This is a genomic window from Sphingomonas sp. Leaf339, from assembly GCF_001426195.1.
In the GTDB taxonomy this organism is placed as follows: Bacteria; Pseudomonadota; Alphaproteobacteria; order Sphingomonadales; family Sphingomonadaceae; genus Sphingomonas.
Window position 1 is genome coordinate 613,047 of the sequence record NZ_LMRS01000001.1, and the last position, 20,888, is coordinate 633,934.

At 65.1% G+C, this 20,888-nt stretch carries 23 protein-coding genes; 12 read left to right on the plus strand and 11 right to left on the minus strand.

Translation table 11 applies throughout. The features are described 5' to 3' along the window. Positions 1-39 precede the first annotated feature (39 nt). From ASG67_RS02795 to ASG67_RS02810, 4 genes are all read left to right on the plus strand, one after another. Positions 40-780, plus strand: coding sequence for a FadR/GntR family transcriptional regulator (locus tag ASG67_RS02795; RefSeq protein ID WP_056524897.1), 741 nt, complete (start codon positions 40-42; stop codon positions 778-780). Between the two features lie 78 nt (positions 781-858). Beyond that, positions 859-1,674 carry a DUF1206 domain-containing protein gene (locus ASG67_RS02800; RefSeq protein ID WP_056524899.1) on the plus strand — a complete coding sequence of 272 codons (816 nt, stop codon included), beginning with the start codon at positions 859-861 and terminating at the stop codon, positions 1,672-1,674. Beyond that, positions 1,665-2,171, plus strand: a complete 507-nt coding sequence (locus tag ASG67_RS02805; protein ID WP_056524902.1) for a hypothetical protein — start codon at positions 1,665-1,667, stop codon at positions 2,169-2,171. The genes ASG67_RS02800 and ASG67_RS02805 overlap by 10 nt, the downstream gene beginning before the upstream one ends. Positions 2,172-2,401: 230 nt before the next feature. Continuing rightward, positions 2,402-3,118 carry an RBBP9/YdeN family alpha/beta hydrolase gene (locus ASG67_RS02810; RefSeq protein WP_082543261.1) on the plus strand — a complete coding sequence of 239 codons (717 nt, stop codon included), beginning with the start codon at positions 2,402-2,404 and terminating at the stop codon, positions 3,116-3,118. A gap of 196 nt (positions 3,119-3,314) precedes the next feature. Here ASG67_RS02810 and ASG67_RS02815 read toward each other — a convergent pair whose 3' ends face one another. After that, a complete protein-coding gene (locus ASG67_RS02815) occupies positions 3,315-5,105 on the minus strand; it encodes an IlvD/Edd family dehydratase (RefSeq protein ID WP_268796271.1) in 1,791 nt (596 codons plus the stop codon). A gap of 23 nt (positions 5,106-5,128) precedes the next feature. Beyond that, positions 5,129-6,265: an aldose epimerase family protein gene (locus ASG67_RS02820; protein ID WP_056524914.1), complete on the minus strand. Its 1,137-nt coding sequence runs from the start codon at positions 6,263-6,265 to the stop codon at positions 5,129-5,131. A 142-nt stretch (positions 6,266-6,407) separates the two neighbouring features. Between ASG67_RS02820 and ASG67_RS02825 the strand changes: the two genes are divergently transcribed. The 4 genes from ASG67_RS02825 (at position 6,408) to ASG67_RS02840 (ending at position 10,695) form a co-directional block, all read left to right on the plus strand. After that, a complete protein-coding gene (locus ASG67_RS02825) occupies positions 6,408-7,724 on the plus strand; it encodes a sugar MFS transporter (protein ID WP_056524917.1) in 1,317 nt (438 codons plus the stop codon). Between the two features lie 148 nt (positions 7,725-7,872). Continuing rightward, a complete protein-coding gene (gene kduI, locus ASG67_RS02830; RefSeq protein ID WP_056524920.1) occupies positions 7,873-8,712 on the plus strand; it encodes a 5-dehydro-4-deoxy-D-glucuronate isomerase in 840 nt (279 codons plus the stop codon). A gap of 150 nt (positions 8,713-8,862) precedes the next feature. Further along, positions 8,863-9,618, plus strand: coding sequence for a 2-dehydro-3-deoxy-D-gluconate 5-dehydrogenase KduD (gene kduD / locus ASG67_RS02835; protein WP_056526367.1), 756 nt, complete (start codon positions 8,863-8,865; stop codon positions 9,616-9,618). A 66-nt stretch (positions 9,619-9,684) separates the two neighbouring features. Next, a complete protein-coding gene (locus ASG67_RS02840) occupies positions 9,685-10,695 on the plus strand; it encodes a sugar kinase (RefSeq protein WP_056524923.1) in 1,011 nt (336 codons plus the stop codon). Positions 10,696-10,846: 151 nt separating this feature from the next. On the opposite strand, the gene ASG67_RS02845 is transcribed toward ASG67_RS02840, so the two are convergent. The 7 genes from ASG67_RS02845 to ASG67_RS02875 are packed head-to-tail and all read right to left on the minus strand — an operon-like array spanning position 10,847 to position 16,037. Further along, the gene (locus ASG67_RS02845) at positions 10,847-11,524 is read right to left on the minus strand and encodes a peptidylprolyl isomerase (protein ID WP_056526372.1); all 678 of its coding nucleotides are present in this window, start codon (positions 11,522-11,524) and stop codon (positions 10,847-10,849) included. Between the two features lie 10 nt (positions 11,525-11,534). Further along, a complete protein-coding gene (locus ASG67_RS02850) occupies positions 11,535-12,593 on the minus strand; it encodes a 5-(carboxyamino)imidazole ribonucleotide synthase (RefSeq protein WP_056524926.1) in 1,059 nt (352 codons plus the stop codon). Beyond that, positions 12,590-13,066: a 5-(carboxyamino)imidazole ribonucleotide mutase gene (purE, locus tag ASG67_RS02855; protein WP_056524929.1), complete on the minus strand. Its 477-nt coding sequence runs from the start codon at positions 13,064-13,066 to the stop codon at positions 12,590-12,592. Before purE ends, ASG67_RS02850 begins: the two co-directional genes overlap by 4 nt. A gap of 31 nt (positions 13,067-13,097) precedes the next feature. After that, positions 13,098-13,784, minus strand: coding sequence for a 2,3-diphosphoglycerate-dependent phosphoglycerate mutase (gene gpmA, locus ASG67_RS02860; protein ID WP_056524933.1), 687 nt, complete (start codon positions 13,782-13,784; stop codon positions 13,098-13,100). Beyond that, a complete protein-coding gene (locus tag ASG67_RS02865) occupies positions 13,766-14,284 on the minus strand; it encodes a GNAT family N-acetyltransferase (protein ID WP_235535016.1) in 519 nt (172 codons plus the stop codon). The genes gpmA and ASG67_RS02865 overlap by 19 nt, the downstream gene beginning before the upstream one ends. Beyond that, complete coding sequence (locus tag ASG67_RS02870) at positions 14,281-15,429, minus strand: M14-type cytosolic carboxypeptidase (RefSeq protein ID WP_056524936.1); 1,149 nt, start codon at positions 15,427-15,429, stop codon at positions 14,281-14,283. The genes ASG67_RS02865 and ASG67_RS02870 overlap by 4 nt, the downstream gene beginning before the upstream one ends. After that, positions 15,426-16,037: a DUF4136 domain-containing protein gene (locus ASG67_RS02875; RefSeq protein ID WP_056524939.1), complete on the minus strand. Its 612-nt coding sequence runs from the start codon at positions 16,035-16,037 to the stop codon at positions 15,426-15,428. Before ASG67_RS02875 ends, ASG67_RS02870 begins: the two co-directional genes overlap by 4 nt. Before the next feature lie 142 nt (positions 16,038-16,179). Here ASG67_RS02875 and ykgO point away from each other — a divergent pair, with 142 nt between their 5' ends. Further along, complete coding sequence (ykgO, locus tag ASG67_RS02880; protein WP_003046794.1) at positions 16,180-16,305, plus strand: type B 50S ribosomal protein L36; 126 nt, start codon at positions 16,180-16,182, stop codon at positions 16,303-16,305. An 11-nt stretch (positions 16,306-16,316) separates the two neighbouring features. Beyond that, on the plus strand, positions 16,317-16,928 hold the full coding sequence (locus ASG67_RS02885; RefSeq protein WP_056524942.1) for an HAD family hydrolase: 612 nt from the start codon (positions 16,317-16,319) through the stop codon (positions 16,926-16,928). Here the strand turns inward: ASG67_RS02885 and ASG67_RS02890 are convergent. Beyond that, a complete protein-coding gene (locus tag ASG67_RS02890) occupies positions 16,925-17,536 on the minus strand; it encodes a L,D-transpeptidase family protein (RefSeq protein ID WP_321163522.1) in 612 nt (203 codons plus the stop codon). The two genes, ASG67_RS02885 and ASG67_RS02890, sit on opposite strands and share 4 nt — an antisense overlap. A 179-nt stretch (positions 17,537-17,715) precedes the next feature. On the opposite strand from ASG67_RS02890, the gene ASG67_RS02895 reads away from it, so the two are divergent. Further along, positions 17,716-18,390: a murein L,D-transpeptidase catalytic domain family protein gene (locus tag ASG67_RS02895; protein WP_056524945.1), complete on the plus strand. Its 675-nt coding sequence runs from the start codon at positions 17,716-17,718 to the stop codon at positions 18,388-18,390. Between the two features lie 5 nt (positions 18,391-18,395). On the opposite strand, the gene ASG67_RS02900 is transcribed toward ASG67_RS02895, so the two are convergent. Next, a complete protein-coding gene (locus tag ASG67_RS02900) occupies positions 18,396-19,964 on the minus strand; it encodes a hypothetical protein (protein ID WP_056524948.1) in 1,569 nt (522 codons plus the stop codon). A 134-nt stretch (positions 19,965-20,098) separates the two neighbouring features. Between ASG67_RS02900 and ASG67_RS02905 the strand changes: the two genes are divergently transcribed. Then, positions 20,099-20,872, plus strand: coding sequence for a glycosyltransferase family 2 protein (locus tag ASG67_RS02905; RefSeq protein WP_056524951.1), 774 nt, complete (start codon positions 20,099-20,101; stop codon positions 20,870-20,872). The last annotated feature ends 16 nt before the right edge of the window (positions 20,873-20,888 follow it).

The window sequence follows — 20,888 nt, forward strand, 5'->3', positions numbered from 1 at the left end:
ACCCCGCGCCCATGATTGCGGGCTGACAGGAGAAATGCGGTGAGCCGCCAGCGATCGACGCCGGAAACATCGCCGCTGGGGACCAGTGCACCACGCCGCATCCACGGCAACATCGCACACGATCTGGGCGTCGCGATCGTCACCGGCCATCACCAGCCGGGCGAGATATTGCCCGGCGAGATCGAGTTCAGCCACCGCCTCGACGTGTCGCGCAGCGCGTATCGCGAGGCGGTGCGCATCCTCGCCGCCAAGGGACTGGTCGAAAGCCGGCCCAAAACGGGCACCCGCGTCAGCGACCGTCGGCGCTGGAACATGCTCGATCCCGACGTCCTCGCCTGGATGTTCGAGAGCGAGCCGGACGAGGTGTTCATCCGCAGCTTGTTCGAACTGCGCATGATGATCGAACCCGCCGCCGCCGCCTTCGCCGCGGAACGCCGCACCGCCGACGAGCTGTCCCGCATGGGCGCGGCGCTGCACGACATGGCGCATCACGGGCTCGCGTCTCCCGCTGGCCGCGCCGCCGACCAGCTTTTCCACAATCTGGTGCTGGAGGCGACGCGCAACGAGCCGCTGACGACGCTGTCGACCACTATCGCCGCCGCGGTCGGCTGGACGACGATCTTCAAGCAGCGTCGCACTCTGCCGCCGCGCGATCCGATGCCCGAACATTTCGCGCTGTACGATGCGATCGCGGCGGGCGACGGCGATCTCGCGCGCGTCCGCATGACCGAACTCGTGGCGCTGGCCCTGCGCGACACTGAACAGGCGGTCGCGGCCTGATCGCCGACGACAGGAACGCGCGCGCCTGAGGATTGTTGAGCCTCCGCAACATTTCTCACCGCCGGGGCGCCACCAACCATGTTTACTGACCGCAATGCGACATGGCTGGCCCGGCTGGGCTTCGCCGCGCGGGGTCTCGTTTATCTGCTGGTCGGCTGGTTCGCGATCGATGCGGCGTTCCGCGATGGCCAGGCCGCCGACAATCAGGGCGCGATCGCCTCGCTGGCCGACGAACAATTCGGCCATATCCTGTTGGCGGTCATCGCCGCCGGCATGCTGGGCTATGCCGTCTGGCGCCTGACCGAGGGATTGGCCAACCCCGAACGGATCGCCCGTGACGCGAAGGGCAATTTCAGGCGGCTCGGCCATCTGGTCAGCGGCACCGCCCACGTCATCCTCGCCTGGACCGCCGCGCGCATCGCGCTGGATATCGGCGAGACCGAAGGCGGCACGTCCCCCGGCGACGAGAGTGCCCGCGACTGGACCGCCTGGCTGCTCGCGCAGCCATTCGGCCAGATTCTTGTCGGCATCGTCGCGGTCGGTCTGGTCGTTGCGGCGGGGCAACAGGCGCGCAAGGCATGGACCGGCGGGTTCGCCGCCGATTTGCGCAGTGACACGCCGACGCCGACCTATGTCTGCACGATCGGCCGCCTCGGTTATGGCGCGCGGGCGCTGGTGTTCGTGATCCTCGCCGGCTTCTTCACCCTCGCCGCGTGGCAGGCGCAGGCGAGCGAGGCTGGCGGCATGGCGGCGGCACTGGGTATGTTACAAGGCCAGCCCGGCGGCCAATGGCTGCTCGCCGCAACCGGCATCGGCCTCGGCCTGTTCGGCATCTACAGCTTTGTCGAGGCGCGATACCGCCGCATCCATGTCGACCTGCCGGGGTGCGACTGATCGCGCCGCTGGCTTTGCCGCTGGTTCTCGCTTCGTATCTGGTGACCGAGCGCCATTTTGCCGCCGCACCGCGAACCTGCGCCGTCCTGCAAACAGCCTATACCGCCGCGATCGGCGCGCGCACTCCCGCTTATCCAGTCGACGTTCGCATGAAGCGCACGCCGAACGGCAGTACGGGCATCATCTCCGGCGATGGGACCAATCTTGGTCTGACTCCCCGCGATTCCAGAGATCTGGTCGCTCGACAGGACATCTATCGCGATCCATCGTTCGATCCGCACTGCGTATGGAAAGGCTCTGCCGGCCCGGTCGTCGATGAGGAGGGACATGCGACCTACACGACCTTCAGCAGTCCGATATTCTCCAGCAACGGCACGTTCGCGCTGGTGGAGCTATCGACGAGGGAGGCGGGTAATTTCGGCTACGGCATGATGTGCATCGTAAGACCGAAACACGATCGGTGGACCGCCCGATGCCAGCGAAGCTGGATAACCTGACAGCGTCATCCGCCCCGGCGGATGCAGCGCCCCCGGTTCCTTCGGTATCGCTTTTGCCGCCGACGATCGTGGTACGGTCACCGTACGCCGGGAACCATCGCATCGTCCGTTCGCTTCATCGCAGTCTCCATTGCCCACTAATATGATGGGATATAAATAGGGGACGAGAGTATGGCTGGCTGCCTCTGTTGGCAGGAGGCCAAATCTCGGCGACTCGAAGGAGAAGCATGATGGGATCATTCGCCGCGTATGACGCCGTTCGACCGACGATCCTGACCGTGCCGGGTCTGGGCGGCTCTGGGCCTTCGCATTGGCAGACCCTGTGGGAATCATCCGTGCCGGGCGTTCACCGCGCCGATCTGGGCATGTGGAACACCCCCCATCGCAACAGTTGGGTGACGAAGCTGGACGAGGCCATCCGCCAGGCCGAGGCGCCGGTGATCCTCGTCGCGCACAGCCTGGGCTGTCTGGCGGTGGCGTGGTGGGCGCAGCTAAGCCCGCAGCCTTATGGCTGGCCTGTCGCCGGCGCGCTGCTGGTCGCGCCCGCCGATACCGACCGGCCCGATGCCTGTGCCGAATTGAAAGCGTTTGCGCCAAGCCCGCGCATCCCCCTGCCGTTTCCGTCGCTGGTCGTCGCCAGCACCGATGACCCGTGGATCACGATTGACCGCGCGCACAGTCTGGCGGCCGAATGGGGCAGTCATTTCGTCGACGTCGGTGATACCGGCCACATCAACGCCGCCAGCGGCATCGGTCGCTGGCCAGAGGGGCTCGACCTGCTCGACCGCGTGATCGCCGCTGCCGGGCAGGACGGCCGGCCCTCGCTCAGCCCCGGCGACGCCCGCGCCCTGCTGACCCGCAGCCGCGATCTCGACCCACCGCCCGTCTTTGGCGACCGGCCCGGCAACGCACCGTTGATCGCCCGGACGCAGAACCAGCTACATTAGAAAATAATGACGCCGGTTTAACTCGTCGTCGCGAGTGACGCCAAGCAACCCAGAGCGCTACGTTCTGCTGTGGGTTGCTCCGGTCCGCTCGCGATGACGGACCTATCTGTGTCCCGCCATCACGTTCTCAGTGCGAATAAATCAACCGATCGACAGCCGGTCCGGGGCACAGGAACCGCCCCGAACCGGCCACTCCTCAATGGTTGTCCCGCGGCAATCCCTTCGTCTGCGCGATCCGCTGATACTTCTCCGCACCCTCGATGATCGCGCCGGTGTTCATCTGACCGACATGGCCACGGCTGATCTCCTGCCACGGCGTCTGCGAGGCAGGGTAGGCATAGCCGCCCGCCGCCTGCAACGCCGCGCGCCGTGCTGCCAGTTCTTCCATCGGCACCAGCGCATCGACCGTGCCCTTGCCCAGATCGACGCGTACCCGGTCGCCGGTGCGCAGCAGCGCCAGCATACCGCCCGCGGCCGCCTCCGGGCTGGCGTTCAGGATCGATGGCGATCCCGACGTGCCCGACTGGCGACCATCGCCGATGCAGGGCAGGGCATGAACGCCTTCGGTGATCAGATACGCCGGCGGTCGCATGTTCACGACCTCCGCCGCGCCCGGATAGCCGATCGGGCCGGCGCCGCGCATGAACAGCAACGTCTCGGGCGTGATGCCGACCGACGGATCGTCGATCCGGTGGTGATAGTCCTCCGGCCCGTCGAACACGACCGCCGGCCCCTCGAACGCCTCGGGATCGTCGGGGTTCGACAGATATCGTTCGCGGAATTCCGGCCCGATCACGCTGGTCTTCATCACCGCCGCGTCGAACAGATTGCCCGACAACACGATGAAGCCAGCCTCCTCCTTCAGCGGTTCGGCGAACGGACGGATGACCTTCTCATCCTCGATCGCCACGCCGCGGCAATTGTCGCCCATCGTCCGGCCGTTCACGGTCAGCGCGTCCTCGGCGATCAGGCCCTGGCCCATCAACTGGTTCACCACCGCCGGCACGCCGCCGGCGCGGTAATAATCCTCGCCCAGATACTCGCCCGCCGGCTGCAGGTTGACGAGCAGCGGCACCTTGTGCCCCTCCGTCTCCCAATCCTTCAGCGGCAGGTCGACACCGATATGGCGCGCGATGGCGGCGAGATGGATCGGCGCGTTGGTCGATCCACCGATCGCGGAATTGACCTTGATCGCGTTATGGAACGCCGGCCTGGTCAGGATGTCCGACGGCTTAAGGTCCTCGGCGACCATCTCGACGATGCGCTTGCCCGTCCGCCATGCCACTTCCTGCCGGTCGCGATAGGGGGCCGGGATCGCGGCCGAGCCGGGCAGCGACATGCCGAGCGCTTCGCACAGCGAGTTCATCGTCGTCGCGGTGCCCATCGTGTTGCAGTAACCGGTCGATGGCGCCGACGACGACACCAGCCGGATGAACTCCGCATCGTCGATCTCGCCCGCCGCCAGCAACTGGCGCGCCTTCCACACGATCGTGCCCGATCCGGTGCGCTCGCCCTTGTGCCAGCCGTTCAGCATCGGGCCGACCGACAGCGCGATCGCCGGGATGTTCACCGTCGCCGCCGCCATCAGGCACGCCGGTGTCGTCTTGTCGCATCCGATCGTCAGCACCACGCCGTCCAGCGGGTATCCGTACAGCACCTCGACCAGCGCCAGATAGGCCAGGTTCCGGTCGAGCCCCGCGGTCGGCCGCTTGCCCGTCTCCTGGATCGGATGCACCGGGAATTCCAGCACGATACCGCCCATGTCGCGCACGCCCTCGCGCACTCGCTCCGCCAGCACCAGATGGTGACGGTTGCAGGGGCTCAAGTCGCTGCCGGTCTGGGCGATGCCGATGATCGGCTTGCCTGACTGCAATTCCTCCAGCGACAGGCCAAAGTTCAGATAGCGCTCCAGATACAGCGCCGTCATGTCGATATTGTCGGGATTGTCGAACCAGGCGCGGCTGCGCAGCTTCGGGCGATCGGTCATGGTGATGGTAGTCCGGGGTTGGATCAGCGGGCGCTGGTCGAGAAACGATAGACGATGACGCTTCGATACGTCTGGCCCGGATCGAGCCGGGCCGAACCGAACGCCGGCTGGTTTGGCGTATCCGGGAACACCTGCGGTTCCAGCGCCAGCCCGTCCGACTGGCGATAGGCCAGGCCAGAGCGGCCGATCGCCGTCCCGTCGAGGAAGTTACCGGTGTAGAACTGCACGCCCGGCTGGTTGGTGGCGATCTCCATCACTCGGCCGGTCGCCGGCTCCTCGACCCGCGCGGCGGGACGCAGCCCCTTCGCGTCGGCGGCACCCAGGATATAGTTGTGGTCATATCCCTGACCGAACACGATCTGCTGATCGCGGCCGTCGCGTACCCGGTCGCCGATCACATGGGGTGTGCGGAAATCGAACGGCGTATTCGCCACCGGCCGCCGCTCGCCCGTGGGGATCAGCGTCGCCGACACCGGCGTGAACTGTTCGGCGGGCAGGGTCAGGACGTGCGTCAGGATCGACTTGCCCGATCCCTCGCCGTTCAGGTTGAAGAAGCTGTGGTTCGTCATGTTGACGATCGTCGGCTTGTCCGTCTTCGCCTTGTATTCCACGGTCAGCGCGTTGCTGTCGTCAAGCGTATAGGTCGCCGTCACGTCCAGCTTGCCGGGATAACCTTCCTCGCCATCCGCGCTGGTGTACGACAGCGTCACCGACGGCGCCGGCCCGTTCTTCACGTCGACGATCCGCCACAACACCTTGTCGAAGCCGACCTTGCCACCGTGCAGCGCGTTCGTCTTGTCGTTCAGCCCCAGCGTGTACTGCTTGCCGTCCAGCGAGAATTTGCCGCCGGCGATCCGGTTGGCATAGCGGCCCACCGTCGCGCCGAAATAATTGGGCGCCTTCAGATAGCCGTCCATGCTGTCGTACCCGAGCGTGATCTCGGCCGATTTGCCGGCGCGATCGGGGGTCTGCACCGATTGCAGGATGGCACCGTAATTGATGATCCGCGCGGTCACGCCGTGCGCGTTGGTCAGTGTTACCGCCTCCACCGGGCGGCCATCGGCCAGCGTCCCGAACGGCGCGCGTTTCGCCTCCGCGGCATGGGCGCTGCCCGAAGCGAGGGCGAGCGCGGCGGCGCCGGCGGCCGGTAATATATTCATGGACGATCCTCCCGTTCCGGCCAGTTGCCGACCGTTGACGTACTATGCCATCGCTTATACTCAGACAAAAAGCGCGAGAGCAAGTCCGCCCGCATCGTCGCGGGGCTGGATGCGCGAAAAAATAGAGAGGGGTTTTCCACGCATGGCCGCACCGATTGGCACCAACAGCGCGAGCGTCATCGCGCCCGGCCAACCCACATCGGGTTATGGCAAGGCGCTGGGCCTGCTCGCCAGCCTGTTCTTCATGTGGGGCTTCATCACCGTCATCAACGGTACGCTGCTGCCGCATCTGCGCAGCGTGTTCGACCTCAGCTATTTCCAGGCCGCGTTGATCGAAAGCGTGTGGTTCATCGCCTATTTCTTCGCCTCGATCCCGTCGGCCAAACTGATCGAGCGGATCGGCTATCAGAAATCGCTGGTTATCGGCCTGCTCATCATGGCCGCCGGCGCGCTCGGCATGATCCTGGCCGCCAGCATCCCGTCCTATGGCATCACGCTGGTCATGCTGTTCGTGATCGCCAGCGGCATCACCCTGTTGCAGGTCGCGGCCAACCCATACGTCACCGTGCTGGGATCGCCCAAGACCGCGTCGTCGCGGCTCAATCTGGTGCAGGCGATGAACTCGGCCGGCACCATGCTCGCGCCGCTGTTCGGCGCGTACCTGATCCTCGGCCGGTCGAAGGGCGGGACGGCAGAGGCCGGCGTCGTCCTGACCCAGGCAGAGCGGCTGGCCGACGCGCAGTCGGTCGTCCTGCCCTATGCGCTGGTCGCCATCGTCCTCGTGGTGCTCGCGATCATCATCGCCCGTTTCCCGCTGCCGGCGATGGGATCGTCGACCAGCCGCGTCGCCAAGGAGGAACGCCGCAACCACTCGCTGTGGAAGCATCGCAACCTCGTCTTCGGCATCCCCGCGATCTTCATCTACCTGATCGCCGAGATCGGCGTCGGCAACCTGTTCGTGAACTTCGTCAGCCGCCCCGAAATCGGCAACATGACCACCGAATCGGCGGGTCGCTACCTCACCTTCCTGTGGGGCGGCATGATGGTCGGCCGCTTCGTCGGCTCGGCGATCATGCAGAAGGTCGCGGCGGACAAGGTGCTGGCGTTCTTCTCGATCGGGGCGTTCGTCGTCATGTCGATCACCGTCGTCACCACCGGCCATGTCGCGATGTGGTCGCTGATCCTCGTCGGCCTGTTCCACTCGATCATGTTCCCGACGATCTTCACCCTCGGCATCAAGGGGCTGGGGCCGCTGACCGAGGAGGGTTCGGGCCTGCTCATCATGGCGATCGCCGGTGGCGCGCTCGTCGCGGTGCAGGGCTGGCTGGCCGATCATTACGGCCTGCAATCGTCGTTCATCCTGACCGCGGTCTGCGAACTATACATCCTGTTCTACGCCGTCTGGGGCAGCAAGCCGACCAACGCCTTCCCAGATGAGGCCGCCGCCGATCCGCAATAAACATTTGGGAATTCATCCCAGCATGTGCGAATAGGCGGGCAAGCGCATGAACGACGGCTTCCCCTGACGGGGCGGCCGTCGTAGCGTTCCCCATCAGGGCGCGCGGCCCCGGCTATGCCGACGCCACCGCCGAAACCGGAGTGATCTGATGTTCGACCGCACCTACTACGCCACGCATCCCGATATGATGGAGTGCGTCTCTAACGACGAACTGCGCGACCGCTACCTGATCCAGGGCCTGTTCCGCGACGGTGAGTGCGTCCTGAACTATACCCATGCCGACCGCTTCGTGATCGGTGGCGTCGCCGTCGCCGGTGCGCCGGTGAAACTGCCCGCGCAGACTGAGCCGAAATCGGCCGTCGGCCACCCCTTCCTCGAACGCCGCGAACTCGCGATCGTCAACGTCGGCGATGTCGAAGGCACCGTGACCGTCGATGGCGAAAGCTTCACGCTCGGCAACAAGGATTGCCTGTACGTCACGATGGGCGCCGCCGACGTCGAATTTGCCGGCGCCGGCGCGCGTTATTATCTGGCGTCGTGCCCCGCGCACAAGGCGTTCACCACCCGCAAGCTGGGCATCGCCGACGCCAATGCGCTGGAGCGTGGCAGCCTGGAGGAATCCAACGAGCGCACCATCTTCCAGCTCGTCATCCCCGGCGTCTGCGATTCGGCGCAGCTGGTCATGGGCCTGACCGTCCTGAAGCCCGGCAGCGTCTGGAACACGATGCCCCCGCACATCCACGAGCGGCGCAGCGAGATCTATTTCTACTTCGAACTGCCCACCGACAACGACAAGGTGTTCCATTACATGGGCGAGGGTGAGGCCATGCGTCACATCGTCGTCGGCAACGAGGAATCGGTCATCTCGCCGCCCTGGTCGGTCCATATGGGCTCCGGCACCCGCGCCTATGCCTTCATCTGGGCGATGGCCGGCGAGAACCAGGACTATACCGACATGAACGTCCTCGACATCTGCCAGCTCGCATAAGCCTCACGCCGGAAAGCCGCCGATAGGGGAGGGGAAGCCAAACTCCCCTCCCGCTTGCCGGAGGAGCTGGTGGGCCTGTCCACCCGCGCGACGCTTGTGCAAGCCCACCCCCGACCCCTCCCGCCAGCGGTAGGGGAGGAGACCAAGATGATCACCAACCCGTTCGATCTCTCCGGCAAGGTCGCCATCGTCACCGGTGCCAACACCGGCATCGGTCAGGCGATCGCCGTGGCCCTCGCCGCCGCCGGCGCCGACGTCGCCTGTGTCGGCCGCACCCCCGCCGAAGACACCGTCGCCGAAATCCGCGCGCTCGGTCGCAAGGCGGAGGTCGTCTCCGCCGATCTCTCCACCATCGAACCGATCGGCCGTGTCGTCGACGAAACCGTATCCAAGCTCGGCGGCCTCGATATCCTCGTCAACAATGCCGGCATCATCCGCCGCGCCGACGCAGTCGATTTCACCGAGGAGGATTGGGACGCGGTCGTCGACACCAACCTGAAATCGGTGTTCTTCCTGTGTCAGGCCGCCGGTCGCCACATGATCGCCAACGGCGGCGGCAAGATCATCAACATCGCCTCGATGCTCACCTTCCAGGGCGGCATCCGCGTGCCGAGCTACACCGCGTCGAAAAGCGGCATCGGTGGCCTAACGAAGCTGCTCGCCAATGAATGGGCGGGCAAGAATATCAACGTCAACGCGATCGCCCCCGGCTATATCGCCACCAACAACACTGCCGCGCTGCAGGCCGACGAGGCCCGCAACAAATCGATCCTTGATCGCATCCCCGCCGCCCGCTGGGGCGATGCCGACGATCTCGGCGGTGCTGCCGTCTTCCTCGCCAGCAACGCGGCGAAATACGTGCAGGGTCACATCCTGGCGGTCGATGGCGGCTGGCTGGCGCGATAATGATATCCCTCTTCCACCGGGAGAGGGACGCAGGCGCAACGCGCCGAAAGGGTGAGGGTGGAAGGCATGGCCAAGTTCCTGGCATTCGGCGAGATCATGCTGCGCCTGTCGCCACCGGGCCGCGAGCTGCTGCTCCAGACCCCGCGCCTCGACGTGTGGGTCGCGGGCGCAGAGGCGAACGTCGTCACCCAGCTTGCCCGCCTGGGCCATGACGTCGGCATGGCGACGATCGTTCCGGATAACGATCTCGGCCGTACCGCGATCACCACCTTGCGTGGGCACGGTGTCGATACTGGCACGATCGCGCTCGGCGGCGACCGGATGGGTCTCTATTTCGTCACGTCCGGCGCCGGGCTGCGCGCGACGGAGGTCATCTACGATCGCGCATGGTCTTCGTTCGCCGAGGCACCGACCAGCGCCTGGCACTGGGATACGCTGCTCGCCGGGGTCGACCGTTTCCACCTCTCCGGCATCACGCCCGCGCTCGGGCCCGTACCGGCGGAAAGCGCCATCGCCGCCGCCCGCGCGGCCACTGACCGCGGCATCCCCGTCTCGTTCGATGGCAACTGGCGCGGCAAATTGTGGGAGCGGTGGGATTCCAACCCCCGCCAGATCCTGACCCAGCTTGTCGAACATGCCGACCTGATGTTCGGCAACCACCGCGACATCGCCCTGCTGCTCGGCCGCGACGACTTCTCCGGAAATGGCGAGGACCGCCGCCGTCATGCCGCCGAAGCCGCGTTCGATGCCTTTCCCCGGCTCCAGACGATCGCCTCGACCGCGCGCCATGTCGAACATGTCGATCTCCACCGCCTGTCCGCCCGCGTCGATTCGCGCGAGGGTCAGGCGCAGACCGAGGAGGTCGTGCTGGCCGGTATCGTCGATCGCATCGGCGGCGGCGACGCCTTCGCGGCGGGTGTCCTCCACGCGCTTCGCTCCGGCGGCGACATCGCCAACGCGGCGGCCACCGGTCTCGCACTGGCTGCCCTCAAACATTCGCTGCCCGGCGACGCCAGCCTCTTCCGCCAGCCCGATCTCGACGCCTATCTCGCCGGTGGCCTCGACGTCCGCCGCTGAGCCATCTTGCCTCCGCAGGCGCTGTCCTACAGCCCCCGAAAAGCCTATGGCGTCATCAAGCATCGCTCTTTGACAAGGCGGACGGAAAAACGGCGGAAAACTGACGTTTTTGGCCTAACCTTAGCCTAACTTTCCGGCGTTCCGAGCGGCCTCAGCTTCGCTTCGCCACCACCCGACGCGCCGTCAGGATACGTATCGGGGCGATCAGCATCTGGCCCTTCATCGCCGGCGGCCCCGCGGTCGGCGACGTCGGCTCGCCCAGGATGTGGCGGACGATCTCCATCCCGCTCGTCACATGCCCGAACACCGCATAGCCCAGCTTGTCGCCCGTCGCGGCCGGGTTCGCATCCAGCGTCGGCACCGATCCCACCATGATGAAGAAGTCGCCCCGTCCGCTCCCCGGCGCCGCCCGCCCCAGCGAGATCGCGCCGTCGTCATGCGTCAGGCCCGTCCTGGTCGTCGGTTCATGCGCGATCGGCGGATAGATTAGCTTGGTCGCATTGCGCACGCCGCCCTGGATCAGCCCCGCCTGACCCAGCTTCATCGCCCGGTAGAACGTCGTCCCGTCGAACCGCTTGCCGTCGACATAGCGCAGGAAATTGGCCGTCGTGATCGGCGCCCGCTCACGCTCAAGCTCCAGCACGATCGGCCCCTCGCTCGTCACGATCGTCACCCCGACCGTGGCATAGGGCTTGGGCGCAGGGGAGGGGGCCGGCAGCGGCACCGGTGTTGCCAGCGGAACCGGCGTCACCGCCGGCACGGGCGCCACCTGCGGCGCGGCGGCGATGGTCAGGAGCGCGGGAGCGAGCAGCACGAATCGATGGTTCATGCCATCCACCCTAGCCGCGCATTACCCGCGTCACATGCCCCATCTTGCGGCCCGGCCGCGCCGCACCTTTGCCATACAGGTGCAGATGCGCGCCCGGATCGACCAGCGCGTCCGCCCACGGATCGTCACCGATCAGGTTGTGCATCGTCACCGCCGACCCGGTCAGCGCGGTGGACCCCAGCGGCAAGCCACAGATCGCCCGGATATGGTTCTCGAACTGCGACGTCTCCGCCCCCTCCATCGTCCAGTGCCCGGAGTTATGCACCCGCGGCGCCATCTCGTTGAATACCGGCCCCTCGGCCGTCGCAAAGAACTCGCACGCCAGTACGCCGACATAGTCGAGCTCCGCCGCGATCCGGCCCGCCAGCGCCGTCGCCTCGTCCACCTGCGCCAGCACGGCGGTGGGCGCGGGCAGGGTGGAGGTGCGCAGGATCGCGTCCTCATGCACGTTCAGCGGCGCATCGTATCGCACCGTCGCGCCGTCCTGCCCGCGCACGATCAGGACCGAGAATTCATGCTCGAACGTGACGAACGCCTCCAGCACCGCCGGCCCGCCGATCGCCTCCCACGCCGAATCCGCATCGGCGGACGACGACAGCCGCACCTGCCCCTTGCCGTCATAGCCGAACCGCGCCGTCTTCAGCACCGCCGGCGTGCTGACATGCGCGATCGCCGCCTCCAGCGTCTCGCGACTGTCCACCGCCGCCCATCGCGCCGGCCGTCCACCGACGCTCTCAACGAAGCGCTTCTCCGCGATCCGCTCCTGCGCCGCCGCCAACGCGCGGGGGTGCGGATGCACCGGCACCCGCTCCGCCAGCCATTCGACCGGACCCAGCGCGATATTCTCGAACTCGTAGGTCACCACGTCGCACGCCTCGGCGAAGTCGGCCAGCACGATGCGATTGTGGTAATCGGCCCGTGTCAGGCTCGACGCGGTCTGCGCCGCCACGCTCTCGCGATCGGGCGCCAGCACATGCGTGCGATACCCCAGTTGCGCGGCCGCGACCGCCAGCATCCGGCCCAGTTGCCCGCCGCCGAGGATACCGATCGTGGAACCCGGCTCGATCATGCCGGATCGATCGCCACGCCGTCGGTCTGCGCCGCGCGCCACGCCTTCAGCCGTTCGGTCAGCGCCTCGTCACCGGTGGCAAGGATCGCGGCGGCCAGCAGCCCCGCGTTGATCGCACCCGCCTTGCCGATCGCCAGCGTTCCCACCGGAATGCCGCCCGGCATCTGGACGATGGAGAGCAGGCTATCCATGCCCTTCAGCGCCTTCGATTCCACCGGCACGCCCAGCACCGGCAGATGCGTCATCGCCGCGGCCATGCCCGGCAGATGCGCCGCCCCGCCCGCGCCGCCGATGATGACCTTCAGCCCCCGATCCGCCGCGCCGGTGGCATATTCGACCAGCCGCTGCGGCGTTCGATGCGCCGATACGACTTTCGTCTCATACGGAACGCCGAGCGCATCGAGCGTCTCGGCGGCGTGGCGCATCGTGTCCCAATCGGACGTCGAGCCCATGATGATGCCGACCAGTGTCATGTCCGTCGCCTAGCGGGCGGCGATCCGCCGATCAACGCTCTGACAGGTAATAGCGGTCGGTCGGGTTCAGATCGGCATCCAGTTCGTACACGATCGGCTGGCCGGTCGGGATTTCCAACCCGGTGATCTCGTCGTCCGGAATGTTCGACAGATGCTTCACCAACGCGCGCAGCGAATTGCCGTGAGCGGAGATCAGCACTCGCTGCCCGTCCTTCAGCGCCGGCGCGATGCGCTCTTCCCAATAGGGCAGGACTCGCTCGATCGTATCCTTCAGGCTCTCGGTCGTCGGGATGGCGATGCCGGCATAGCGGCGGTCATGAGTCATATCGAACTCGCCACCCGGCTCGCTGACCGGCGGCGGCACGTCGAAGCTGCGGCGCCAGATCTTCACCTGATCCTCGCCGTGCCTGGCCACCGTCTCCGCCTTGTCGAGGCCGGTCAGGCCGCCATAATGCCGCTCGTTCAGGCGCCAGTCCTTCTCGGTCGGCAGCCACAACCGACCCATCGCCTCCAGCGCCAGGTTCAGCGTCTTGATCGCCCGCAATTGCAGGCTGGTGAAGGTCTGGTCGAAGTCGAGGCCCTTGGCCGCCATCAATTCGCCCGCCGCCCGCGCCTCGGCCGCGCCCTTCTCGGTCACATCCACGTCCCACCAGCCGGTGAAGCGGTTTTCCAGGTTCCAGGTCGACTGGCCATGGCGGATCAGGACGAGCTTGGGCATGCGGGTTCCTTACAGGTCGAGCGACATAAATCGCCTCGGAGCGTGAGCGACATAAATCGGTTATGAGGGCTGGGCTGATAGTCGGCGAACGGCCCGGCGTCCACGAAGCCCGCACTATGATACAGCGCGACGGCGGGTGCGTGCAGATCGGCGGTGCCGGTTTCGAGATGCAAGACGCGGTAACCCCGTGCCCGCGCCTCGCCGATAACATGCATCAGGAGCGCACGGCCAACACCCGTCCGCCGCGCCGCCGGGGCCGCGCGCATCGACTTCACTTCGGCCTGTTCGCCGTCCAGCCGCTTCAGTGCGGCAAAGCCCGCCAGCATCTCGCCCCGCCACGCGGTCCAGAACGTCAGGTCCGGCGCCGACAGCCCCGTTGCATCCAGCGCAAACGCGAATTCGCGCATGTGCCCGCGCAGTTCGGTCAGGTGCATCGCCAGCAGCGGCGCGACATGCGCCGCCGCCGGATCGTCCTGCCGAATCACCAGTGGCGATGTCACAGTTCGTCGATCATCCCGGCCAGCGTCTCCAGCATCGCATGCGCCAGCTTCTTTGACCGTTCGCCGCTCCAACCGAATTTAGGGTCGGCGTTCGGATCATGATCCTTGAACGGCATCTCCAGCGTCATCGACATCGCACCGAAGCGCTCGGCCAACTGGTTGGTCGACATCGACAGATTGGCATTGCCCGGCGACGATTTGGTATAGCCCTTCTCGGTCTGGAAATCGGGCGTGTGGGCAGCAAGGCGACGGCCATAGTCGTAGAATTTCTCACCATGCGCATCTGTCCATGAGGGGATACCCTCATAGCCCGCGAGGAAATTGGCGGGGATCGCCTCGTCGCCATGCACGTCCATCGCCACATCGACGCCGGTCGCGTCCATCGCGTTACGCACGCACAGCACTTCCGGGCTGCGCTCCGGCGAGGGGGCATGCCATTCGCGGTTCAGGTTCACCCCCGCCGCATTGGTGCGCAGATGTCCGCGCCGCGTGCCGTCCGGGTTCATGTTCGGCACGACATGGAATGTCGCTTTGGCCAGCAACGCTGCGGTGACGGGATCAGTGGCATCGGTCAGCCGCTCCAGCGCGCCTTCCATCCACCATTCGGTCATCGATTCGCCGGGATGCTGGCGGCCATAGAGCCAGACCTGCTTGGGACCGGTGCCCACCGACAGGTAATCGATCGCCCGCCCGTCGAGACTCTGGCCCAGCTCACGGTGACGCACGCCGGGCATCGCCGCGATGCGCGCGACCAGCGCCTCGTGCTGCTCCATCGTATAGGGCGCGAAATAGGCGAACCAGCCAAGCGAACGGTCCGCCGTCCACGTCCATTCCAGCACACCGTCGGCATAGTCTGTGTCGAGCATCCGCCACGCCAGCCGGTCGGTCGATCCGCGTACCTTGTACCCCGGCCACCCGAACGGATAGGCCGACTTGCCTGCATTCAAGATGCGGAACGTGATCGCCTGTCCGATCCGCGCACCGGCGATCCGGAAATAGAACCACTGGAAGAAGTCCGACTGGTGATCGGCGACGATCTCCAGATCGATTCGGCAGCCATCGGCCGCGTCGTCGATCGAGACGACGCGGATATTGCCGCCGTCAAAGGCGGCGTTGATGGCGAGGGGAGAGGAAGTGAGGGTCATTTCACCTCGATAGTGCGACCCGACTCACCCGGAAACCCCGTGAATAACGCATTGGCGAGCTTTGCCGCTTGCACGTCCGCATCGCCCTCCACCTTGCGCGGATCGCTCACCGCCTGCGCGCGGCCTTCCCACACGGGGGACTGGTCGGCCCGGCGCTTGATGGTGACGACCAGTTCGGTCACCACCAGCTCGCGCGGGCCGCCACCGCCGATCGGGAAGCCGATCCCGCCACCCAGACCGACACCGCCACCGCGACGCCCGCCGCTGAACGATCCGCCGCCCAGCCCGATCTGCACCGGCGACGATTTCGGCGGTCCCAGCCGGTTCGCGCGATTGAAGCCGACGGTCGCGACCAGCTGCGGCTGCGCACCCACCGCCGGCATCGCATAGCCGTTGCGCAGCAACTGCGTCTCTACGGCAGCGGCATAGGTCTTGAACTCGATGCTCGCCGTACCCGTCGCCAGCGGTTCGACGCGGATCGTGCCGCGATCGACCGGCTCGCCCAGATGATAGCGAATCACTTCGGTCGGCGGCAATGCGCCACCGGTCGCGCAGGCCGACAGGGCCAGACCGAGGGGGAGCAGGGCGGTAAGCGGGCGGATGGACATGGAAACCCCTTGAAAGGACGGTGATCGAGCGAATGTTGCGAGGGCGTAACGCGCCAGAGCGGCGCTCCGTTGCTTGACTTGCACGTGATCGACCACTAGGCGCCAGCGCTTTCCGACACCATTCGAACAGAAGCGCGAAACCATGAAGATCCGCAATTCGCTGAAGTCGCTCAAGGACCGCCATCGCGATAATCGCGTGATCCGTCGTCGCGGCCGTACCTACGTCATCAACAAGACGAACCGTCGTTTCAAGGCGCGCCAGGGCTGATCCAGCCCGCGATGCCGGTGTCGTCGGTCATCTTCGACATCGGCCGCGTCCTGTACGATTGGGACCCACGGTTCCTGTACGAGCGTCTGATCCCACGGGGTGAGGCGCTCGAATCGTTCCTGCGCGATGTCGTCACGCACGACTGGCATTTCCAGCATGATGCTGGCCGCGACTTCGCCGATACATCGGCGGAGTTGGTCGCGCTGTATCCCCAGCATGCCGACCTGATCGCGGTGTGGGGGCCGAGTTTCGGCGATACCATTCCTGGTCCTATTCGCGGAATGCACGAGCTGGCCGCGCGGCTGGATGACGCCGGTGTGCCGCTGTTTGCGATCACCAATTTCAGCCACGAATTCTTCCCGCCTTTTCGCGCAAAGGAAGCGGCGTTGTTCGACCGGTTTCGCGATATCGTCGTTTCGGGCGAAGAGAAGCTCGTGAAGCCGGATGCGACGATCTATCGACTGGCGCTTGACCGCTTCGGCATCGATGCGGGCGATGCGGTTTTTATCGACGACAATGCGGCCAACGTTGCCGGTGCGCAGGCTGTCGGGCTGACAGCCATTCTGTTTACCGGTGTCGATGATCTGTTGCCGCGTCTGCGCGCGCTGGGACTGCCGGCTTAATAACCCATCACGGCGGCCAGCCGATCGCTATTGGCCTGCATCGTATCCGTGAGGAGAAGGGTCGGATCGAGCGTCCTGCCCTCGACATATTGGTCAGTCACGACGACGGTGCTACCCAGATCGGTGACGGCAAACAGCTTCTTGGCGAAACTGCCTGGCAACCGGACGCAGCCATGCGAATCGGGGAAACCGGGATTGCGACCGGCATGCAGAGCGATGCCGTCCCATGTCAGGCGCTGCATGAACGGCATCGGCGCGTCGTTATACAGGTTCGATTTGTGAACCTCGTTCTTCTGCAGGATGGGATAGATGCCGATGGGCGTTTCATTGCCGTCCCTGCCGGTCGATACGCTCGACGCGGCGACCAGCGCTTCCCCACGATAAACGAACGCACGTTGCTGCGGAATGCTGACGACCACCGTTACCGGATCGGACGTGCCGGGATCGACCCAGACATAGCGATTCGGCTCCAGGGTTGCGGCGGCCTCTTCCACCATCGCACCCGTATCCGCAGCCATGGCGGGAGACGTTCCTATCGCCATCGTTATGCACGCACCGATAGCAAGCCAGCCTGATTTCATATGCTTACGCCTTTCGACCGTATCCATTTTCGACTTGTCAACGCCTGATCCGATGAAATGTGCCGGCATTACGCTGCGCGACAGGGCGGGGGATGTTTGCGGCGAATGGGGGCCGTAGCCGGAACAAGTGGCTCGGAAGGTTAAGAAAATTCAGGTGCTTTGTGCTATCGGGAGTCGCAAGGGGCTACCTGGTAATCGGGAAATCGATGCACGATCACGATGTGGCGCGCGCAAGGCGCGCATTTTTAAAGACTGGCCTGACGCTGGCGGGAGCGATCGCAGTGCCAGGTGCCGTCGCCTGTGCGACCCGCGATATGAGTCAGATCGAACCGACCGCCCGGATCGCACCGGCACCGCTGGTGTCGGCTCGCGTGGTGCGTCCGGAATTGCTGCGTAACGCCTTAGCTGCCCTGAACCATCACGGAGCGCGGATCGCCCAGCGCGACAGGATCGCGATTGCCGACTTCGCCGCCGGCTCCGATCAGCCACGGTTCCATCTCGTCGATCTCATCAGCGGCCGCAGCCAGTCGTTGCTGGTCGCGCATGGCAGCGGGTCCGATCCCGCCCACACCGGTTATGTCGAGCGCTTTTCCAATGACTTCGATTCAAACGCCTCGTCCGAGGGGGCGTTCGTCACCGCCGATTACTATGTCGGCAAGCATGGCCGGTCGCAGCGGTTGATCGGTCTGGACCCCACCAATTGCAACGCGATGGGCCGAGCGATTGTTGTTCATTCGGCGTGGTACGCGAATCCCGACATGATCCGGACCCACGGCGTTCTTGGCCGCAGCCAGGGCTGCTTCGCGGTCGGAGAGGACGATCTCGACCGCGTCTTCGCCAACCTTGGCTCCGGCCGGATGATTTATTCCGCCAAGGTCTGACAGGGTCAGCGCAGCAGATAGACGTCGTAATCCTCGTCCATCTGTGCGGGGCCGAAGCGCGCGATCCGCCGAGTCGCTGCGAAGAAATCGTGCACTTGGGCTGGCGTGGTCGAGAAGGTGATCTGATAACCCTCGTCCCCGATTTTCGCGGCACGACCGGCATCGAGATGTTCACGGATGACGATCACCACCGGGCGTCTGGTCTGGCGTCTGACGAACTGCGCTTCGGCAAGCAATTCGCCCAAGCTCAGATCCTTGTCAGGATAGAAGGTGAAGCGGACGACCCGGCCGAACTGATGCTGCCTGACCAGCCAAGTCGGGTTCGGCGCATAATAGCCCAACGCCTCGATCATCACGTCCGGGTTGGCCATCACGACGGCTCGCCGCAGATCGGGCCGCTTCAACAACTGCCCCAGATCGGCGGAGCGGCTGTAGACGCCTCCGTGCAGCATATAGTCCAGCTGGACCATAGTGATGCTGACCTGCAACGCGAGAAGTAGCGCCAATCCGGCTGATCCCACACTGGCTGGCAATTGCAGCTTTGGTTGGATCGTCGATGACCAACGCCCGCCGCCACCACGGGCCACCATCCAATGCAAGGCGATTACGAACGCTAACAGCAGCGCGGCGTGACGATAGCTGGCTGGATAGATCAAGCCGAAGAACAGAATGAAGATCGCGGTGGCGAACAGGCTCGCGGCAAATCCGCCCGGCGAGCGGATCAGGCTGAGCGGCATACAACACACAAGGACGACGAGCAGTACATCGGTCGCCGGCCGCCACTGCCACAGGTAGAAGGGCAGCAGGCGGAAAAGGGCGTTCACCCAGTCGGTCGCGGCGTTCCATATGATCGCGGGCGACAGATGGTGGAGCGCCGGCGACACCGCGGCATCGTTATACGGCGGATACACCGCCAGCGCGCAGGCGATCGCACCGAATGCCGAGCAACCCGCCGCCACCGCCCATCTTTTGATAGCCGGCGTTAACCGCAGACCATCGGACGTCAGCAGTTCGACCAGCCAGAACAGCAGAATGCCACAGGCCAGCAACATCGACGGCACATTGGTGTTGCACAGCAGGAACAGCAGCACGCCGGCCAACCATCCACGTCCTGATCGAGGATCATATCGATCGGCGATCACGAACAGGATCAGCGCGCTCATGCCGTAATTGCGCGCGACGGCGGTGTATTCGAAGATCAGCCACTCACCGAACGGTGCCAGCATCAGTATGATCGGCCGAAACGGCGCCCGGAACGCGAGCATTGCGGCGGCGGCTATTCCGATCGCTGCGCCCATGGCCGGCAATACCTCGCGGACTGGGGCCAGATCGTGCGCAACCCGAAGCAGGACGTACCAGAGCACCGGATGCCCTTCGCCTTGCACGCCGCGGAGCATCGCCCCGATAGAATCGCCGGCCAGCGCGAAACTCAGTGCCCTGACTTCGTCGCGCCACATCACATGAGTGATGATGAAATAGCCGGCAATCCCCAGCCAAGCGCCGAAGAGGCAACCACGGAGCACGCGGTTGTCTTTCGCGGGCGCATCGGTGGTGAGCGTGAAGACCTGAGCCATATAGAGGCGACTAATCCCGGATGGTTAACGATGCGATAAGTGCGCACGATTAGCGATTAGGCCGTTCTTAACGCTCATGCCCGATAGGCGTCTTTGCCAGCCCGGTCCGTCGGGGTCGCAGGGGGAAGGGGTTTATGATCGAGGGTCGCAAGGTTGCTGTGGTGCTGCCTGCCTATAACGCTGCTAGAACGTTGCGGCGTACGGTCGCCGAGATTCCGCTCGATATCGTCGATGACATCATCCTGACCGACGACGCCAGTCGTGATGATACCGTCGCGGTCGCGCGCGAACTTGGCATCCATGTCGTGTCGCATCCTGCCAATCGCGGCTATGGCGGCAACCAGAAGTCCTGTTATCAGGCCGCGCTCGCCCGTGGGGCGGACATCGTCGTGATGCTGCATCCGGATTATCAATATTCGCCGCTGCTCGTCCGGGCGATGGCATCGATGATCGCCAGCGGTCATTACGACGCCGTATTCGCATCGCGAATCTTGGGTCGCGGGGCGCTGGTCGGCGGCATGCCGCTCTATAAATACATCTGCAACCGCGCGCTGACCGCATTCCAGAACCTGGTTATGCGACAGAAGCTGTCCGAGTATCACACCGGCTATCGCGCCTGGAGCCGGTCGGTGCTGGAGCGGCTACCTCTGCTGGCCTGCTCCGACGATTTCGTCTTCGACAATCAGATGGTGGCGCAGACCGCGTGGTTCGGTTACCAGATTGGCGAAATATCCTGTCCGACAAAATATTTTCAAGAAGCGTCGAGCATCAATTTCCGTCGTAGCTGCATTTATGGATTGGGCGTGGTCGGCACCGCACTGGAATATCGCCTCGCCCGTTGGAGACTGTATCGATCGCCGTTGTTCCAAGCCGAAGAGGAAGCGCGGTTGCTGCCCGCCATGGCCTGACACCATCGCCGCGACG

Coding starts and splice junctions, on each gene's coding strand:
- ASG67_RS02800 (WP_056524899.1), top strand. CDS start 859: ATGTTTACTGACCGCAATGCGACATGGCTGGCCCGGCTGGGCTTCGCC.
- ASG67_RS02810 (WP_082543261.1), top strand. CDS start 2,402: ATGGGATCATTCGCCGCGTATGACGCCGTTCGACCGACGATCCTGACC.
- ASG67_RS02815 (WP_268796271.1), bottom strand. CDS start 5,105: ATGACCGATCGCCCGAAGCTGCGCAGCCGCGCCTGGTTCGACAATCCC.
- ASG67_RS02820 (WP_056524914.1), bottom strand. CDS start 6,265: ATGAATATATTACCGGCCGCCGGCGCCGCCGCGCTCGCCCTCGCTTCG.
- ASG67_RS02825 (WP_056524917.1), top strand. CDS start 6,408: ATGGCCGCACCGATTGGCACCAACAGCGCGAGCGTCATCGCGCCCGGC.
- kduI (WP_056524920.1), top strand. CDS start 7,873: ATGTTCGACCGCACCTACTACGCCACGCATCCCGATATGATGGAGTGC.
- ASG67_RS02840 (WP_056524923.1), top strand. CDS start 9,685: ATGGCCAAGTTCCTGGCATTCGGCGAGATCATGCTGCGCCTGTCGCCA.
- ASG67_RS02845 (WP_056526372.1), bottom strand. CDS start 11,524: ATGAACCATCGATTCGTGCTGCTCGCTCCCGCGCTCCTGACCATCGCC.
- ASG67_RS02850 (WP_056524926.1), bottom strand. CDS start 12,593: ATGATCGAGCCGGGTTCCACGATCGGTATCCTCGGCGGCGGGCAACTG.
- purE (WP_056524929.1), bottom strand. CDS start 13,066: ATGACACTGGTCGGCATCATCATGGGCTCGACGTCCGATTGGGACACG.
- gpmA (WP_056524933.1), bottom strand. CDS start 13,784: ATGCCCAAGCTCGTCCTGATCCGCCATGGCCAGTCGACCTGGAACCTG.
- ASG67_RS02870 (WP_056524936.1), bottom strand. CDS start 15,429: ATGACCCTCACTTCCTCTCCCCTCGCCATCAACGCCGCCTTTGACGGC.
- ASG67_RS02875 (WP_056524939.1), bottom strand. CDS start 16,037: ATGTCCATCCGCCCGCTTACCGCCCTGCTCCCCCTCGGTCTGGCCCTG.
- ykgO (WP_003046794.1), top strand. CDS start 16,180: ATGAAGATCCGCAATTCGCTGAAGTCGCTCAAGGACCGCCATCGCGAT.
- ASG67_RS02885 (WP_056524942.1), top strand. CDS start 16,317: ATGCCGGTGTCGTCGGTCATCTTCGACATCGGCCGCGTCCTGTACGAT.
- ASG67_RS02890 (WP_321163522.1), bottom strand. CDS start 17,536: ATGGATACGGTCGAAAGGCGTAAGCATATGAAATCAGGCTGGCTTGCT.
- ASG67_RS02895 (WP_056524945.1), top strand. CDS start 17,716: ATGCACGATCACGATGTGGCGCGCGCAAGGCGCGCATTTTTAAAGACT.
- ASG67_RS02900 (WP_056524948.1), bottom strand. CDS start 19,964: ATGGCTCAGGTCTTCACGCTCACCACCGATGCGCCCGCGAAAGACAAC.
- ASG67_RS02905 (WP_056524951.1), top strand. CDS start 20,099: ATGATCGAGGGTCGCAAGGTTGCTGTGGTGCTGCCTGCCTATAACGCT.